General features: G+C 67.2%; 16 protein-coding genes. 6 read left to right on the top strand and 10 right to left on the bottom strand.

All coding sequences use genetic code 11. The features are described from left to right. Positions 1–36 precede the first annotated feature (36 nt). From apaG to QMO14_RS00170, 6 genes are all read left to right on the top strand, one after another. Positions 37–432, top strand: a complete 396-nt coding sequence (gene apaG / locus QMO14_RS00145; RefSeq protein WP_301503581.1) for a Co2+/Mg2+ efflux protein ApaG — start codon at positions 37–39, stop codon at positions 430–432. A gap of 66 nt (positions 433–498) precedes the next feature. Next, the gene (locus QMO14_RS00150) at positions 499–2,484 is read left to right on the top strand and encodes a site-specific recombinase (protein ID WP_301503582.1); all 1,986 of its coding nucleotides are present in this window, start codon (positions 499–501) and stop codon (positions 2,482–2,484) included. Then, positions 2,481–3,752: a cation:proton antiporter gene (locus tag QMO14_RS00155; RefSeq protein ID WP_301503583.1), complete on the top strand. Its 1,272-nt coding sequence runs from the start codon at positions 2,481–2,483 to the stop codon at positions 3,750–3,752. The genes QMO14_RS00150 and QMO14_RS00155 overlap by 4 nt, the downstream gene beginning before the upstream one ends. Next, positions 3,749–4,957: a YbdK family carboxylate-amine ligase gene (locus QMO14_RS00160; protein ID WP_301503584.1), complete on the top strand. Its 1,209-nt coding sequence runs from the start codon at positions 3,749–3,751 to the stop codon at positions 4,955–4,957. The genes QMO14_RS00155 and QMO14_RS00160 overlap by 4 nt, the downstream gene beginning before the upstream one ends. Before the next feature lie 108 nt (positions 4,958–5,065). After that, on the top strand, positions 5,066–6,205 hold the full coding sequence (locus tag QMO14_RS00165; RefSeq protein WP_301503585.1) for an XRE family transcriptional regulator: 1,140 nt from the start codon (positions 5,066–5,068) through the stop codon (positions 6,203–6,205). Next, on the top strand, positions 6,202–6,699 hold the full coding sequence (locus tag QMO14_RS00170; protein ID WP_301503586.1) for a DUF4411 family protein: 498 nt from the start codon (positions 6,202–6,204) through the stop codon (positions 6,697–6,699). Before QMO14_RS00165 ends, QMO14_RS00170 begins: the two co-directional genes overlap by 4 nt. A 31-nt stretch (positions 6,700–6,730) precedes the next feature. Here the strand turns inward: QMO14_RS00170 and phnE are convergent, their stop codons facing one another. The 10 genes from phnE to phnG form a co-directional block, all read right to left on the bottom strand. Then, positions 6,731–7,534 (bottom strand): phosphonate ABC transporter, permease protein PhnE, encoded by an 804-nt coding sequence (gene phnE, locus QMO14_RS00175; protein WP_301503587.1) that lies wholly within the window; start codon positions 7,532–7,534, stop codon positions 6,731–6,733. A gap of 43 nt (positions 7,535–7,577) precedes the next feature. Next, entirely contained in the window at positions 7,578–8,525 is a 948-nt protein-coding gene (phnD, locus tag QMO14_RS00180; RefSeq protein ID WP_301503588.1) for a phosphonate ABC transporter substrate-binding protein, read from the bottom strand. An 81-nt stretch (positions 8,526–8,606) separates the two neighbouring features. Then, a complete protein-coding gene (phnC, locus tag QMO14_RS00185) occupies positions 8,607–9,452 on the bottom strand; it encodes a phosphonate ABC transporter ATP-binding protein (RefSeq protein WP_301503589.1) in 846 nt (281 codons plus the stop codon). Positions 9,453–9,544: 92 nt separating this feature from the next. Then, entirely contained in the window at positions 9,545–10,699 is a 1,155-nt protein-coding gene (locus tag QMO14_RS00190; protein WP_301503590.1) for an alpha-D-ribose 1-methylphosphonate 5-triphosphate diphosphatase, read from the bottom strand. Beyond that, positions 10,696–11,409 carry a phosphonate C-P lyase system protein PhnL gene (gene phnL / locus QMO14_RS00195; protein ID WP_301503894.1) on the bottom strand — a complete coding sequence of 238 codons (714 nt, stop codon included), beginning with the start codon at positions 11,407–11,409 and terminating at the stop codon, positions 10,696–10,698. Before phnL ends, QMO14_RS00190 begins: the two co-directional genes overlap by 4 nt. Further along, positions 11,409–12,197, bottom strand: coding sequence for a phosphonate C-P lyase system protein PhnK (phnK, locus tag QMO14_RS00200; RefSeq protein WP_301503591.1), 789 nt, complete (start codon positions 12,195–12,197; stop codon positions 11,409–11,411). The genes phnL and phnK overlap by 1 nt, the downstream gene beginning before the upstream one ends. Beyond that, a complete protein-coding gene (locus tag QMO14_RS00205; protein ID WP_301503592.1) occupies positions 12,194–13,102 on the bottom strand; it encodes an alpha-D-ribose 1-methylphosphonate 5-phosphate C-P-lyase PhnJ in 909 nt (302 codons plus the stop codon). Before QMO14_RS00205 ends, phnK begins: the two co-directional genes overlap by 4 nt. Further along, positions 13,099–14,193, bottom strand: coding sequence for a carbon-phosphorus lyase complex subunit PhnI (locus QMO14_RS00210; RefSeq protein WP_301503593.1), 1,095 nt, complete (start codon positions 14,191–14,193; stop codon positions 13,099–13,101). Before QMO14_RS00210 ends, QMO14_RS00205 begins: the two co-directional genes overlap by 4 nt. 1 nt (position 14,194) lies before the next feature. Then, positions 14,195–14,821: a phosphonate C-P lyase system protein PhnH gene (gene phnH / locus QMO14_RS00215; RefSeq protein WP_301503594.1), complete on the bottom strand. Its 627-nt coding sequence runs from the start codon at positions 14,819–14,821 to the stop codon at positions 14,195–14,197. Continuing rightward, positions 14,818–15,321 carry a phosphonate C-P lyase system protein PhnG gene (phnG, locus tag QMO14_RS00220; protein ID WP_301503595.1) on the bottom strand — a complete coding sequence of 168 codons (504 nt, stop codon included), beginning with the start codon at positions 15,319–15,321 and terminating at the stop codon, positions 14,818–14,820. The genes phnH and phnG overlap by 4 nt, the downstream gene beginning before the upstream one ends. Positions 15,322–15,372: the final 51 nt, after the last annotated feature.

Below are 15,372 nucleotides of genomic sequence, written 5' to 3' on the forward strand. Positions count from 1 at the left end.
AAAAGGCCTCCGTTAGCCTCCGTTACCATGCGCCCCATGTCACACAGCCCCTTCAGCGTACAAGTCGAACCGCGCTACCTGGCCGACCAGTCCTCGGCCAAGGACAACATCTACACCTTCTCATACACGGTCACCATCACGAACACGGGTTCGGTGTCCGCCCAGCTGATCGCGCGCCACTGGCTCATCAACGACGCCTCGGGGCACTCGCAAGAGGTCAAGGGACTGGGCGTGATCGGCCAGCAGCCGCTGCTGGCGCCCGGAGAATCCTTCCGCTACACCAGCGGCTGCCGCCTGCAGGCGGCCAGCGGCACGATGCACGGCAGCTACTTCGTGGTGACGGAGGAAGGCGACCGCTTCGACGTGCCCATTCCGATGTTCGTGCTGGAGGCAGACATCGGCGGAGCCCCCGTCTCCCGTGTCCTGCACTGATTTCCCCATGCGCTGAGGCCTCGAGCACAGCGCGCCCGCTCTCCCTTTCTCCCCCGCCCCCCCGACATGGCTGCCGCATCGCGCGACTTGCAGGGGCTGCTTGCCGGCCTCGATCCCACGGCCGATGTGGCGCAGCGCCACATCTGGCTCATCAACATCTTCGACTGGGTGCGCGGCGACCGCGCCTCCCCGCAGGCGGCCATCGGCCGCGTGCAGCTGCTGCTGGACGCCATCGAGGCGCGGCCCGAGCTGCGCGAGCGGCTGCGCGACTGGTGGCGCGTCTTCACGCAGACGGTCGACCTGACGACGCTGCTGGCCGACTACGGCTTCGCCCCGCGCACCGCCTTCGCGAGCGAGCTGAGCGAACGGCTGCGCCGCAAGATCCTGCCCGGCACGCCCGAGACCACCGACGCTTCGGACCTGTTCCGCATGGTGCTTCCCGGCGTGTTCGACGCGGGCTGGATCGCCCTGCTCGACGAGACGCAGTTGGGCCGCATCGGCGCCCTGCTGGCCGACGCCGCGCTCGACACCGACGGTGCGCCGCGCTGGCGCCACACCGTGATGGACGCCGTCACCTACTGCAGCAGCCAGGTGGTGGCCGCCGGTTTCTCGCCCGAGCTGCGCCTGCGCATGAGCGCCGACGCGGTGGGCGAAACGCGCCCCTTCCATGCGCTGATGGCCGACCTCGACGAGCTGCGCGAGCAGATGTTCGACCGCCCCGGCGAGCCGCGCGACGAAGACGCGCTGCAGGCCGCCTTCGTGGCCTTCCGCGACCGGCTCGACGCCTGCCGCGCCGGCGCGGCCTCGGTCTACACCCACCTGGAAGACAACGGCATCTCGGTCGGCCTGGTGTTCCGGCTGCGGCAGCTGCGCGAGCGGGTGCTGCGCATCCGCGAGCTGCTCGACTGCCTGATGGCGCCCAACCCCGGGCCCAGCGTGGCGCGGCTGGTCGGCCGGCTGGTGCTGGCCGGCGGCGAGCGCAACAGCATCCGGGCGCTGATCGCCTCCAACTCGTCGATGCTGGCCGCCAAGGTGACCGAGCGCAGCGCCGAGACCGGCGAGCACTACATCACCCGCGACCGCGCCAGCTATGTGCGGATGGTGAAGAAGGCAGCCGGCGGCGGCGCGCTCACTTCCATCACGGTGCTGCTGAAGTTCGGCATCTACGCGCTGGGCCTGTCGGCTTTCTGGAGCGGGCTGAGCGCGGGGCTGATGTACGCGGCCAGCTTCGTCGCGATCCAGCTGCTGCACCTGACGCTGGCCACCAAGCAGCCCGCGATGACCGCGCCGGCCATGGCGGCGCGGCTGCGCGACATCAAGTCGGACGCGGGCGTGGACGACTTCGTCGACGAGGTCGCCAACCTGGTGCGCTCGCAGGTGGCGGCGGTGCTGGGCAACGTGCTGGTGGTGGTGCCGGCGATGGCGGCGGTGGCCCTGCTGATCCAGTTCGCGCTGGGGCGGCCGCTGCTGGACGCCGCCCATGCGGCGGGCACGCTGAAATCGCTTTCACTGGCCGGTCCGACCGCGCTTTACGCGGCAATCACCGGCATCCTGCTGTTTTCGGCCAGCATCATCGCCGGATGGACAGAAAACGCCTTTGTCCTGCATCGAATGGACTCTGCAATGCGTTACAACCCCCGCATCGGCGCTTTTCTCGGCGCCGCACGGGCTCGCCGCTGGGCCGATTTCATGCGCACGAACATTTCAGGCTTCGCCTCCAACATCTCGCTGGGACTCATGCTCGGGCTGCTGCCCGCGTTCGCGGGTTTCTTCGGGCTCGGGCTGGACGTGCGGCACGTGACACTGTCGGCCGGACAGATCGCCGCCGCGGCGGCGTCCACCGGCCTGGCGGTGTTGCAGCAGCCTGCGCTGTGGTGGGCGGTGGCGGCGATCCCGATCATTGGCGCGCTCAATGTGAGCGTGAGTTTCTACTTCGCTTTCCGCCTGGCGCTGCGCGCGCACAGCGTGAGCCTCGGTGACCGCGCGCGCATCCGCAGCGCGATCTGGGCCCGCTGGCGCAGCCGGCCGGTGAGCTTTTTCCTGCCTGGATGAATTTGACGAGCTTCCTCAACGATCTGCTGGGTTTCTGGTCCGAGTGGGTGCGCCCCTCGGCCGGCCTGCCCACCGTACTGTGGTCGCTGCTGCTGGCAGCGGCAGCCGCCTCCGGCCACCTGGTGCAACGCTACCTGGGGCTGCCCAAGGTCATCGGCTACTCGCTGGTAGGCGCGGTGGTCGGCTTCGCCGGCTTCGAGGGCGCGATCTGGCCGCTGCGCGGCATCAGCCTCTTCCTGCTCGAGCTCGGCGCGGCCGTGGTGCTGTTCGAGGCGGGCGGGCGGCTGCCGCTGCGCTGGTTCCGCCACAACCCGATGGTGCTGGTGCAGAGCCTGCTCGAAGCCACGCTGACCTACTTCGGCGTGTATTGGGTGCTCACGCTGCTGGGCCTGCCCGAGCCGGTGGCCAACCCGATCGCGCTGATGGCCATCGTCGCCTCGCCGGCGGTGCTCAGCCGCGTGATCATCGACACCCGCGCCGCCGGCCCCGTGACCGAGCGCGCCATGACGCTGGCCACGCTCAACACCTTCTATGCGCTGGCGCTGGGCTATGCGCAGGCCGGGCTGATCGAGCGCGCGCCGCAGACCATGCTGCAGAAGCTCTATCCGATCGCGGTGGTGCTGGGCCTGTCCTTCGTGGTGGGCGCGATCATGGCGCTGGCGCTGCGCTCTGCCCTGCGGGTGATGAGCCCGTCGAGCGAGAACACCTCGATCCTGCTGCTGGCGATCATCGCGGCGGGCGCCGCGCTCACCGCCCACATCGGCGGCTCGGCGCCTTTGGCGGCGCTGATCGGCGGCGTGCTGCTCAAGACGCTGAACCCCAAGCCCTGGGCCTGGCAACGGCAGCTCGGCACAGCCTCCTCGCTGCTCACCATGCTGATGTTCGTGCTGGTGTCCATCGTGGCGGCGCAGGCCGACTGGACCTTGCCGGTGGCCAGCGTGGTGCTGGCCGTCATCGGCATCCGCCTGCTGACCAAGATCGCCGGCGTGGCCGTCGCCAACCCCGGCAGCGGCGCGAGCTGGAAGCAGGCCTTCTGGGTCGGCTGCGCGATGTCGCCGCTGTCGTCGATCGCGCTGCTCATCGCCTCCAACTTCGCCAGCGCCTCGCCGCTGCTGGGCACGATGATCACGCAGGTGGCCCTGCCGTCGATCCTGCTGATGGAAGTGGTGGGCGCGGTGCTCGCCACGCTGGCCATCCACGCGGTGGGAGAGAGTTCGGTACCGTGGGCGCCACGGGCCTTCAGCATCACGGAAGACACGCAGCGATGAGCACCACCGCAGCCACCCCCATCGATCCGGACAGCGACGACGTCCGCTCGGCACCCCTGCCCGCCGACCCGGCCAGCCGCGCGGTCAAGCTGGAGCCCTTCAACAAGTCGGAGGCGCTCTCGCTCGGCGTGGAGCTCGAACTGCAGCTCGTGAACACGCACGACTACGACCTCGCGCCCTACGCCGAGGACATGCTGCGCCTGATGGCCCAGACCCCGCTTCCCGGCAGCGTGGTGCCCGAGATGACGTCGAGCATGATCGAGATCTCGACCGACATCTGCCACTCGGCGCAGGACGTGATCACGCAGCTATCGCCGATCCGCGAGGCGCTGATCCGCAATGCCGACAAGCTCAACATCGCGGTGGTGGGCGGCGGCACGCATGCCTTCCAGCAGTGGCACGAGCGCCGCATCTACGACAAGCCGCGCTTTCGCGAGCTGTCGGAGCTGTACGGCTACCTGAGCAAGCAGTTCACCATCTTCGGCCAGCACGTGCACATCGGCTGTCCCGACGCCGACGCGGCCCTGCTGATGCTGCACCGCATGTCGCGCTACATCCCGCACTTCATCGCGCTGTCGGCGTCGTCGCCCTTCGTGCAGGGGCAGGACACGCAGTTCGACTCGGCGCGGCTGAACTCGGTGTTCGCGTTCCCGCTGTCGGGCCGCGCACCCTTCACGCTGAGCTGGAAGGAGTTCGAGGCCTACTTCGAGCGCATGACCCGCACCGGCGTCGTGCGCAGCATGAAGGACTTCTACTGGGACATCCGCCCCAAGCCCGAGTTCGGCACCATCGAGATCCGCGTGTTCGACACGCCGCTGACGGTGGAGCGCGCCGCCGCGCTCGCCGGCTACGTGCAGTCGCTCGCCGCATGGTTCCTGCAGGAGCAACCCTTCGAGCCGACCGAGGACGACTACCTCGTCTACACCTACAACCGCTTCCAGGCCTGCCGCTTCGGCCTCGACGCCGTGTACGTCGACCCGGCCACCGGCCAGCACATGCCGCTGCGCGACCACATCCTGATGACGATGACCCAGCTCGAATGGCACAGCGAGGCGCTCAACGCCACGAAGGCGCTGGGCGAGCTGCGCACCAGCGTGGAATCGAACCGCAACGATGCGCGCTGGCTGCGCGAGAAGCAGGGCAAGGAACGGCTGCTGGCGGAGGTGGTGCGGCAGGCGGCGTTGAGGTTCAGGGACGCAACGTAAAGAGCAGGAAGTTGCTAGCTCGCTGTTTCGAGAAAACTCAGGCATTACGTGCGGATTTAACTCGCCGAGCACGATCATTCTGCATTCGGTATCCCTTATCCTCGCCCCATGGCAACGCAAGCACTCATCAACCCAACGCTGCTGCGGTGGACGCGCGAGCGCTTGGGCCTCAGTCTCGATGACGCCGCGCAGAGTGCCAACGTCAAGCCGGAACGGCTCGCAGCCTGGGAAAATGGAGAAAGTCGTCCCACTTTCCGTCAAGCCCAGCATCTGGCAAACGCTTTTCACGCTCCCTTTGGATACCTGTTCCTCCAGCAACCTCCAGCGGAACTCCTCCCACTACCCGATCTAAGAACTGTTGGTGGCGTACCTGTACCGCGACCGAGCATAGACCTGCTCGATACGGTGCGTATCGCACTGCAACGGCAGGAGTGGTACTTGGAGTACCAGCAAGATCACCACCCCGACCCACTACCTTTTGTTGGTCGATTTAACGTGACTTCGCCTGTGGCGGAAGTAGCTGCAGATATCAGGAACGTCTTGGATGTGACTGTCGAACAAGGGCAACGTACTTGGGAGGCTTACTTTCGAGATCTCATTGAAGCAGCCGAGCGTGTGGGCATCCTCATCATGCGAAGCGGCATTGTGGGCAACAACACCCATCGAAAGCTCGACGTTAGCGAGTTCCGTGGATTTGCCATCAGCGACCCGCTGACTCCCGTGGTGTTCATCAATTCTGCAGATGCGCCCGCCGCCAGACTTTTCACCCTGATGCACGAATTGGCGCACATCTGGATCGGCACCAGTGGCATTTCCAGCGTCGTCCCGGGCAATAGCCGTCGAGAGGAGATCTTCTGCAATGCAGTTGCCGGAGAGTTCCTAGTCCCTCGAGAACTGTTTGAACAACGCTGGCACACAGGACCTGCGGAGATAAATCTTCGAGTGGCGGAGTTAGCTCGGCGCTTTCACGTCAGTCGCCTTGTCATCATGCGCCGCGCTCTCGATCTAGGACTGATAGACCAGGCAACGTATACGGATCACTACCTGGCGACTCTTGCAGAGTTCAGAAATCAAGAAAACAACGGTGGGAACTTCTATCGCACCGCTGGCGCAAAAAATAGCCGACGCTTCGCACAGGCTGTAGTAACAGAAGCGCTCAGCGGCCGATTACTGCTCCGAGAAGCAGGACGTCTACTGGGAGTACAACCGAACAAGATTCGAGAATTCGCAGAGCAGATTGGTGTATGAATTATCTCCTCGATGCGAACACTCTCATTGAAGCGAAGAATCGTTACTACCAGATGCGTTTCTGTCCGGGGTATTGGGCTTGGCTCACTCGGACCAAGGAGGCGGGCAGGTTGGCGAGTGTCGAGAGTGTTGGCACTGAACTTCGCCGTGGCAATGATGCGCTTGCGCAATGGGTAGCGACGCAAGCAGATCTATTCTTGCCGGAGTCGGATGAAACAACGCAGCAGGCTTTCGCCGAGATTGCGGCGCATATCGCGGATCAAGCTGCAACGATGAAAGCTGGGGCACTCGAAGAATTTCTCAGTGGAGCCGATCCGTGGTTGATTGCCAAGGCGCGTGTCACTGGACACATCGTGGTAACCCATGAGCGGTTGAACATGGAGAACCGCCGCAAATTCTTAATCCCCAACGTGTGTTCGCACTATGGCGTCGAGTGCATCAATACGTTCGATATGTTGAATCGACTGGAAGCTCGCTTCGTGCTGGCGGACTGACTTTCCAATCGGTCACAAGAGCATCCATTCATCAGATCAGCACCTTGCGGATGCGCGCCGACACCAGGTCGATGAGGCTGACCGTCACCACGATGATGAGCATCACGGCGCAGGTCTCGGCGTACTGGAAGCCGCGGATGATTTCCCACAGCACCACGCCGATGCCGCCCGCCCCCACCATGCCCACCACCGAGGCCGAGCGCACGTTCGACTCGAAGCGGTAGAGCGCGAACGAAATCCACAGCGGCATCACCTGCGGCAGCACGCCGTACACGATCTCGTGCAGCGCGCTGGCGCCGGTCGAGCGGATGCCCTCCACCGGCTGCGGATCGATGGCCTCCACCGCCTCCGAGAAGAGCTTGGCCAGCACGCCGGTGGTGTGCACCCACAGCGCCAGCACACCGGCGAAAGGGCCGAGGCCCACGGCCACCACGAACAGCATCGCGAACACCATCTCGTTGATGGCGCGGCAGCTGTCCATCAGGCGGCGCGTCGGCTGGTAGATCCACCACGGCACGATGTTGGCCGAAGCCAGCAGCGCCAGCGGCACGGCCGTGGCCACCGCCAGCGCGGTGCCCCACAGCGCGATCTGCAGCGTGACGACCATCTCCTGCAGGTACGTGCGCCATTGCGTGAAGTCGGGCGGGAAGAACTCGGCGGCGTAGGTCGCCATGTTGCCGCTGTCCCGGATGAGGTCGAGCGGGCGCATGTCGGCGCCCTTCCAGGAGGTCAGCAGCAACAGGAGCAGCGCGGCCCAGGAGAGCTGCCACGCCAGGTTGCGCTTGGGGGCCGTCGTGGCAAGCAGCGGGCGGTTCATCGGGATCGAGGAGGACATGGGTGGCAAACGAACGGTCGTCGGAAAGAAAGCGCAGCGCTGCTCAGTTCAGCGCGGCCAGCTTCTTGTCGATGTCGGCCAGCTTCGCCTTCTTGTCGGCATCGCCCAGTGCGGCATCGGCCTCGACCTTGGTGCGCTGGCTGAAGAGCTCGATCTGGCGGATCGGCTGCAGCTGCCTGTCGCTCGATTCCTTGAAGCCCGCGAGCTGCGAGATCTTCATGACGATCGCCTTCTCGCGCGGATCGGTCTTGGCGTAGTTGTAGAAGAAGTTGCGGATCTTCGTCTTCGTGGCCTCGGGCAGGTCCTTGCGCATGACCAGCGGGTCGAGCGGGATCAGCGGCGAGGTCCAGACGACGCGAATGTCCTTGTATTTCTCGGGGAAGCGCTCCTTGATCCTCTCCATGTTCTCGCTGTTGTTGGTCGCCACGTCCACCTGCTTGTTGGCCACGGCCAGCGCGTTGGTCTCGTGGTTGGCGCTGCGGGTGATGCGGAACGCGGTCTTGGCGTCGATCTTGTTCTGTGCGAAGACGTAGAAGCCCGGCACCAGGTAGCCCGAGGTGGAGTTCGGCTCGCCGTTGCCGAAGCTCAGGCTCTTGGCGTTCTTGAGCACGTCGTCCAGCGTCTGCAGCGGGCTCTCGCGGTTGACGATGAGGTACGAGTAGTAGCCCAGCGTGCCGTCGGCGTTGACCTTCTGCGCGAACACTTCGCCGTTGGCGCGGTCAACTGCTTCCATGGCCGACTTGTTGCCGAACCAGCCGAGCTGCACCTTGTTGAAGCGCATGCCTTCGATGATGCCGGCGTAGTCGGGTGCGAAGAAAGCGTTGACCTTCAGGCCGGTCTGCTTGCTGAGGTCGTCGATCAGCGGCTGCCAGTCGGCTTTGAGGTTCTGCGACGACTCGGTCGAGATGAGGCCCATGTTGAGGGTGTCCTGCGCGAACGCGCCGGCCATGCCGAGGCCGAACGCCGCGGCGGCGATGATTTTCTTGATCATGGATGGCTCCAGGAAATGAAAGAGGAGAAGGAGGTAGGAAGGGAGAGAGACACGGGGGGCGTCCGCAAACGCCCGGAAAGATCAGGCTGCGCCTGCCGGCTGAGCCGTCCACGGCACGGCGATGGTCGGCGCGGGCTCGGGCACGACGGGCCGCAGCAGTTCTTCGGCCTGCACGCCATACAGCTCGTGCAGCAGCGCCGGCGTGAGCGCGGAGGACGGCCCGTCGAACACCACGCGGCCCTGGTTGAGCGCAACGACGCGCGGGCAATACTTCATCGCGACATCGACCTGGTGCAGCGAGACGATGACGGTACAGCCGTCCTCGCGGTTGATGCGCGCGAGGATCTCCATGACCTTGCGCGACGACTCCGGATCGAGCGAGGCGATGGGCTCGTCGGCCAGCACCACCTTGGCACCCTGAACCAGCGTGCGTGCGATGGCGGCGCGCTGCTGCTGGCCGCCCGAAAGCGTGGATGCGCGCTGCGCATGGCAGTCGGCGATGCCCACGCGCGCCAATGCATCGAGTGCCTGCGCACGCTCGTGTGCGGTGAACACGCGCGCCAGGCTGCGCCACCACGGCATGCGGTGCAGCGAACCCACGAGCACGTTGACCAGCACCGGCAGCCGCGCGACGAGGTTGAACTGCTGGAACACGAAGCCCACCTGCGAGCGCACCTTGCGGATGTCGCGGTCGATGCGGCCGCCCTTCTGCACGCAGCAGCCGTCGATTTCGATCAGGGATTCCGAGCCGCCGTCGGCCGTCACCAGCCCGGCGATGTGGCGCAGCAGGGTCGACTTGCCCGAGCCCGACGCACCGATGAGCGCGACCATGTCGCCGCGCGCCACGTCGATGTTGATGTCGCGCAGCGCGTGCCTGCCGTTGGCGAAGTGCTTGTCGAGATGCCGGATGCGCAGGAAGGGGTTCATTGCTTGCCTCAAAGTCGTCTAGACAAGTAAAGTTTCACCAGCCCGTGTGACGGGCTGGCGACACTTCGGCGACGACCAAATGTCAGAACCGTTCAGAGCACTTTTCGGCCTTCGCGCCAGACAGCGCGCACCACCGGGTACCGCACGCCGTCATGCAGCGTGCACATGCGCATCTGCACCAGATCGGCGCGCAGGCCGACTTCGAGCGCGCCACGATCATTCAGCCGCGCCGCCCGCGCCGGCGTGCGCGTCACCATCGCAATGGCCTGCGGCAGCGTGACGATCCCGTCGTGCACCAGCCGCATCGCGGCGCCCAGCAGACTGCTGGGCACGTAGTCGGACGAGAGGATGTCGAGCAGCCCGTGGCGCGCCAGATCGGCCGCCGCGACGTTGCCGGAGTGCGACCCGCCGCGCATCACGTTCGGCCCGCCCATCACGCTCGAGAGGCCCAGCCCGTGCGCCGCGCGCGCGGCCGCCAGCGTGGTCGGAAACTCCGACATGCTCGCGCCCTCGGCATGCGCCTGCTCCACGTGCGCCACCGTGGTGTCGTCGTGGCTCGCGAGCGCGATGCCGTGCGTGCGGCAGTAGTCGACGAAGAAGCGCCGGTGCGGCAGCGCGTACTCGGCCTGCAGCGCGCCGGCCTGTGCCACGCGCTCGTCGAACTTGCTGTCGCTCCAGCCCTTCTTGCCGGTGTAGTAGACGCGGGCGATCTCGATGTTCTCCCACTGGCGCTGGCCCGGCGTGTGGTCCATCAGCGAGATCAGCGACAGCCGCGGGTGGCCGTGGAAAGGCTCGAACAGCTCGATGGTGTTGGGCGCCGGCAGCTCGCAGCGCACGTGCAGGTGATGGTCCGCGCGCAGCAGGTCCTGCGCGGCGCAGGCGTCCAGCGTGGTCAGCGTCGCTTCCCAGGTGCTGCCGCGCACGCTGTCGGGATCGGCCTCGCCCACGCCCAGCGCGTCGAACACCGTCGTGATGCCGGCGGCCGCCATCTCGGCGTCGTGCGCCAGCAGCGCGGGCAGCGGGCCCCAGTGCACCTTCGGCCGCGGCATCAGGTGGCGCTCGAAGTTGTCGGTGTGCACCTCCACGAGGCCAGGCAGCAGGAAGTCTCCGTCGAGGTCGACACTGCCTTCGGCGGTGGGGCCCGCGTCGATGCTGGCGATGCGCCCGCCGTGCACGGTGAGCGCGCCCGAAACGACCTCGTCCGGCAGCACCATGCGTGCGTTGGCGAATACCGCCGTCGTGCTCATCGCCTGCTCCTGAAGGCGCCGACGTCAACGCGACGCGTTGCGACGGCCGCTCCGACTTCGGCGTCGTGAAAGATCCCCACCGTGGCCGCGCCGCGCGCGGTGGCCTCGCGGATCAGCGAGATCACGGTGCCGGTGTTGGCCGCGTCGAGCGAGGCGGTCGGCTCGTCCAGCAGCAGCAGCGGCTTGGGCTTGATCATGTTGCGCGCGATGTTGATGCGCTGCTGCTCGCCGCCCGAGAAGGTGGCGGGCGGCAGGTGCCACAGGCGCTCGGGAATGCGCAGGCGTTCGAGCCAGCGGCGGGCCTCCTCGCGCGCGGCCTCGATGGCGGCGGGGTCGTCGCCCGCGTCCTCGGCCAGCGGCTCGGCCACCACGTCGAGCGCCGGCACGCGCGGGATCACGCGCAGGAACTGGCTCACGTAGCCGATGGTGTCGCGGCGCAGGCTCACCATCTCGCGCGGCGTGGCCTGCGTCACGTCCACGGGGCCCGTGGGCGACTGCACGGTGATGCTGCCCGCGCTGGCGCGGTAGTTGGCGTAGACCAGCTTGAGCAGCGTGCTCTTGCCAAGCCCGGAGGCACCGTCGAGCACCACGCATTCGCCGGCGGACACGCTCAGGTCCACGTCGTCGAACACGGGCAGCTCGAGGCTGTTCTGGCGGTGCAGCGTGAAGCGCTTGGCCACGCCATGGAGTTGAAGCATCGGAGTAGCCATCATGGTTGCAGTACCGAGGAAACGAGCAATTGGGTATAGGCGTGCTGCGGGTCGTCCAGCACCTGGTCGGTGAGGCCGGCCTCGACCACGCGGCCCTGCTGCATCACCAGCATGCGGTGGGCGAGCAGCCGCGCCACCGCGAGGTCGTGCGTGACGACGATGGCCGCGAGCTGCATCTGCCGCGTGAGCTGGCGCAGCAGGTCGAGCAGGCGCGCCTGCACCGACACGTCGAGCCCGGAGGTCGGCTCGTCCATGAACACCAGGCGCGGCTGGGTCACGAGGTTGCGCGCGATCTGCAGGCGCTGCCGCATGCCGCCGGAGAAGGTGCGCGGTGCGTCGTCGATGCGCGCCGGGTCGATCTCGACGCGGCCCAGCCATTCGGCGGCGGTGGCGCGCAGGCGCCCGTAGTGGCGCTCGCCCAGGCCCATGAGCCGCTCACCGACATTCGCGCCGGCCGACACCTCCATGCGCAGGCCGTCGGCCGGGTTCTGGTGCACGAAGCCCCAGTCGGTGCGCGCCAGCATGCGCTGCTGGGCCTCGGTCATGCCGAAGACTTCCTGCAGGCCGCCGCCGCGCACCTGGAACTCGACGCTGCCGGCATCGGGCTTGTCGCGCGCGGCGATGGCGTTGAGCAGCGTCGACTTGCCGGAGCCTGATTCGCCGACCACGGCCAGCACCTCGCCGGGCCAGAGATCGAAGGAAGCGTCGTGCAGCGCCACGCGCTCGCCATAGCGCTTGGCGATGCCGCGCACGCGCAGCAAGGGGGAATTTGTATTGGGCGTGTTCATGCAGGAAGAGCCTGTTCGGGTTCGCTCCGGGGCGCGGGGACCGGCTGCTGTTGCGGCTGCTGCTCCTGCTGGCGCGAATGGCAGTGGTCGGAGTCGGAGCACACGTGCATGCGGGTGCCGCGGTCGTCCGTGATGATTTCGTCGAGGAAGCTGTCGGTCGCGCCGCACAGCGCGCAAGGCACGTCCCAGCGCTGCACCTCGAAGGGGTGGTCGTCGAAGCACAGGCTTTCCACCGGCGTATAGGGTGGCACCGCGTAGATGCGCTTCTCGCGGCCCGCGCCGAAGAGCTGCAGCGCGGGGTTCATGTGCATCTTGGGGTTGTCGAACTTCGGGATCGGCGAAGGCGACATGACATAGCGGCCGTTGACCAGCACCGGGTAGTCGTAGGTGGTGGCGATATGGCCGTAGCGCGCGATGTCCTCGTAGAGCTTGACGTGCATCAGGCCGTACTCGGCGAGCGCATGCAGCGTGCGGGTGGCGGCCTCGCGCGGCTCCAGGCGCTGCATGGGCTCGGGCACGGGCACCTGGTAGACCAGCACCTGGCCCTCGGCCAGCGGCGCCTCGGGAATGCGGTGGCGGGTCTGGATCAGCGTGGCCTCGACGGTGCGCGTGGTGGTCTCCACGCCCGTGGTCCGCTGGAAGAAGCGGCGGATGTTGACCGCGTTGACGGTGTCGTCCGAGCCCTGGTCGATGACCTTGAGCACGTCCCGCGGCCCGATGACCGCCGCCGTGACCTGGATGCCGCCCGTGCCCCAGCCGTAGGGCAGCGGCATCTCGCGCGAGCCGAAGGGCACCTGGTAGCCGGGGATGGCCACGGCCTTGAGGATGGCGCGGCGGATCATGCGCTTGGTGCGCTCGTCGAGGTAGGCGAAGTTGTAGCTGGTGTCGGTGGTGTCGGCGGTCATTGCGGATCCTCTTTTCCTGCGCCGTTGGCGCGCATCTTTCGCACGAGCTCGAGTTCGGACTGGAAGTCGACGTAGTGCGGCAGCTTCAGGTGCTGCACGAAGCCCGAGGCCTCCAGGCTGTCGCTGTGCGAGAGCACGAACTCCTGCATCTGCGCCGGCGCCTCCACGGGCTCGCCCAGCTCTTCGGCACGCAGCGCGCGGTCGACCAGGCTCATGGCCATGGCCTTGCGCTCGCAGTGGCCGAAGGTCAGGCCGTAGCCGCGCGTGAACTGCGGCGGCTCGGTCTTGCTGCCCGCGAACTGGTTGACCATCTCGCATTCGGTGAGCGCCATGTCGCCGATGGAGATGGCGAAGCCCAGTTCTTCCGGCACGATCTCCAGCTCGGCGGTGCCCACGCGGATCTCGCCGACGAAGGGRTGGCTGTGCGAATAGCCGCGCTGCGTCGAGTACGCCATGGCCAGCAGGAAGCCCTCGTCGCCACGCGCCAGGTTCTGCAGGCGCGTCGCGCGGTCGGCCGGGAAGCGCAGCGGCGTGCGCGTAAGGTCCACGGGAGCCGGATCGCCGGGCGGCACTTCGTGCGTCTCGATGAGGCCTTCGTGATTCAGCAGATCGACCACGCGCGGCGTGAAGGCCGGTGCTTCGGCGGTGGATGTCGCGGCGGGCGCATCGCCGATCTGCTGGCCATTGGCCAGCAGCGTGAAGTCGAGCAGACGCTGCGTGTAGTCGTAGGTCGGGCCCAGCACCTGGCCGCCGGGCAGATCCTTGAAGGTGGCCGAGATACGGCGGTCCAGCTGCATGCGCGCGGTATCGAGCGCCACGCTGGAGCCCAGGCGCGGCAGCGTCGCGCGGTAGGCGCGCAGCAGGAAGATGGCTTCGACCACGTCGCCGGCCGCCTGCTTGATGGCGAGCGCGGCGAGTTCGGGGTCGTACACCGAGCCCTCGGTCATCACGCGGTCGACGGCGAGCCTGAGCTGCTCGCGAATCTGCTGAACCGAGAGTTCGGGCGTGCCTGCGTCGCCGCGGCGCTGCTCGGCGAGCAGCCTGTAGCTGTTGAGGATGGCGGTCTCGCCGCCCTTGACTGCAACGTACATCTCAAGCCTCCTGTTCGATGCGCGTGGTGCGCGGCAGGCCGACGATCTGCCCCGGCGCGGCCAGGAAGATGTCGACGCCGCGCGGAAAGGCCGCGTGGTTGGCGGCCCACTGCGCGGCGAAGGTCGTCGCGCCGGTGCGCGGCAGGCCGTCGACGGCGATCGACGCGCTTTCGCGGATGCCGGGGCCGCGCAGCGTCCATGCGCCGGAGCCACCTTCATCGAGAGCCGTCACGTCGACCACGCAGGTCGTCGATTGGTCGGGATAGGCATCGCTGCCCTGCGCGAAGCGGTCGAGCTCCGGGCATTCGTCGCCCTGCGCCACCCATGCGAACTGCGCGGCCTCGGGCTTGTCGACCAGCACGCAGCCGGTGTGGAAGCGCAGCCAGGCGGCGGCATCGCTGCCTGCGAGGGAGGGAGAGAGCCACAGCGTGCAATCGGGGTCGAGCAATGCGAGCAGCAGCGCGGCGGAAGCGGGATGGCCGCGCGACGGTGTCTGCGCGTCGTGCGCCAGGGTGACCACGCGGCCGGGATGCGAGAGCGCATGCAGCGCGGCGCGAAAAGCCGATTGGCTGCCGATAGCCGCGTCGGAGAAGCCGGCGCCGAGCGTGGAGAGATCGAGTGTGGTCATTCGGCGTCGTCCTCGCCTTCGGTGTCGCCGGATTCGCGCGCGACGGTGAAGAATTCGACCTTGCTGCTCTGCGCACTGGCCTGGCGCTTCGCACGCCGCAGTTCGAGATGGCTGCGCACGGGTGCGAGCAATTGCGCGTCCAGTGCCGGCTGTTGTGCCGGGTCCTGCAGCAGTGCGTCGGCCACGGCAGCCAGTTGCGCATGGCGATGCGAGCGGCCCATGACGTAGGCGACGCCGACCGGGGAGCCAGCCTCGCCGAGGCGCAGTGCGCAGCGCGTGACCGTGACTTCGCCGAGGTTGAAGCGCTCGCCCGAGCCGCCCGCGCGGCCCTGCACCATCACGAGGCCGGTCTCCGGCGCGCGCAGCCAGTGTGGCGTACCCTGCGCGTGTACACCGAGCGCAGGCTCCAGCAGCTCCAGCGGAGCCCGCGCCAGCATGGCCATCCACTGGGCACGATCCAGCGGGCGCCCGGGCGGTTCCGTGTCAAAAGCATGAAACATGTAAGTGATACTCTCAAAGTTGTATAGACAAATTCGACAACCGGCGCGAGC

The organism is Variovorax sp. CAN15 (assembly GCF_030462475.1).
Lineage (GTDB): Bacteria > Pseudomonadota > Gammaproteobacteria > Burkholderiales > Burkholderiaceae_C > Variovorax.

What these genes read in the sequence shown, in the direction of transcription:
- QMO14_RS00190 (WP_301503590.1), bottom strand. Translation starts at nt 10,699, where the DNA reads ATGAGCACGACGGCGGTATTCGCCAACGCACGCATGGTGCTGCCGGAC.
- phnL (WP_301503894.1), bottom strand. Translation starts at nt 11,409, where the DNA reads ATGGCTACTCCGATGCTTCAACTCCATGGCGTGGCCAAGCGCTTCACG.
- QMO14_RS00205 (WP_301503592.1), bottom strand. Translation starts at nt 13,102, where the DNA reads ATGACCGCCGACACCACCGACACCAGCTACAACTTCGCCTACCTCGAC.
- QMO14_RS00160 (WP_301503584.1), top strand. Translation starts at nt 3,749, where the DNA reads ATGAGCACCACCGCAGCCACCCCCATCGATCCGGACAGCGACGACGTC.
- QMO14_RS00165 (WP_301503585.1), top strand. Translation starts at nt 5,066, where the DNA reads ATGGCAACGCAAGCACTCATCAACCCAACGCTGCTGCGGTGGACGCGC.
- phnH (WP_301503594.1), bottom strand. Translation starts at nt 14,821, where the DNA reads ATGACCACACTCGATCTCTCCACGCTCGGCGCCGGCTTCTCCGACGCG.
- phnG (WP_301503595.1), bottom strand. Translation starts at nt 15,321, where the DNA reads ATGTTTCATGCTTTTGACACGGAACCGCCCGGGCGCCCGCTGGATCGT.
- QMO14_RS00150 (WP_301503582.1), top strand. Translation starts at nt 499, where the DNA reads ATGGCTGCCGCATCGCGCGACTTGCAGGGGCTGCTTGCCGGCCTCGAT.
- phnD (WP_301503588.1), bottom strand. Translation starts at nt 8,525, where the DNA reads ATGATCAAGAAAATCATCGCCGCCGCGGCGTTCGGCCTCGGCATGGCC.
- QMO14_RS00155 (WP_301503583.1), top strand. Translation starts at nt 2,481, where the DNA reads ATGAATTTGACGAGCTTCCTCAACGATCTGCTGGGTTTCTGGTCCGAG.
- phnK (WP_301503591.1), bottom strand. Translation starts at nt 12,197, where the DNA reads ATGAACACGCCCAATACAAATTCCCCCTTGCTGCGCGTGCGCGGCATC.
- apaG (WP_301503581.1), top strand. Translation starts at nt 37, where the DNA reads ATGTCACACAGCCCCTTCAGCGTACAAGTCGAACCGCGCTACCTGGCC.
- QMO14_RS00170 (WP_301503586.1), top strand. Translation starts at nt 6,202, where the DNA reads ATGAATTATCTCCTCGATGCGAACACTCTCATTGAAGCGAAGAATCGT.
- phnC (WP_301503589.1), bottom strand. Translation starts at nt 9,452, where the DNA reads ATGAACCCCTTCCTGCGCATCCGGCATCTCGACAAGCACTTCGCCAAC.
- phnE (WP_301503587.1), bottom strand. Translation starts at nt 7,534, where the DNA reads ATGTCCTCCTCGATCCCGATGAACCGCCCGCTGCTTGCCACGACGGCC.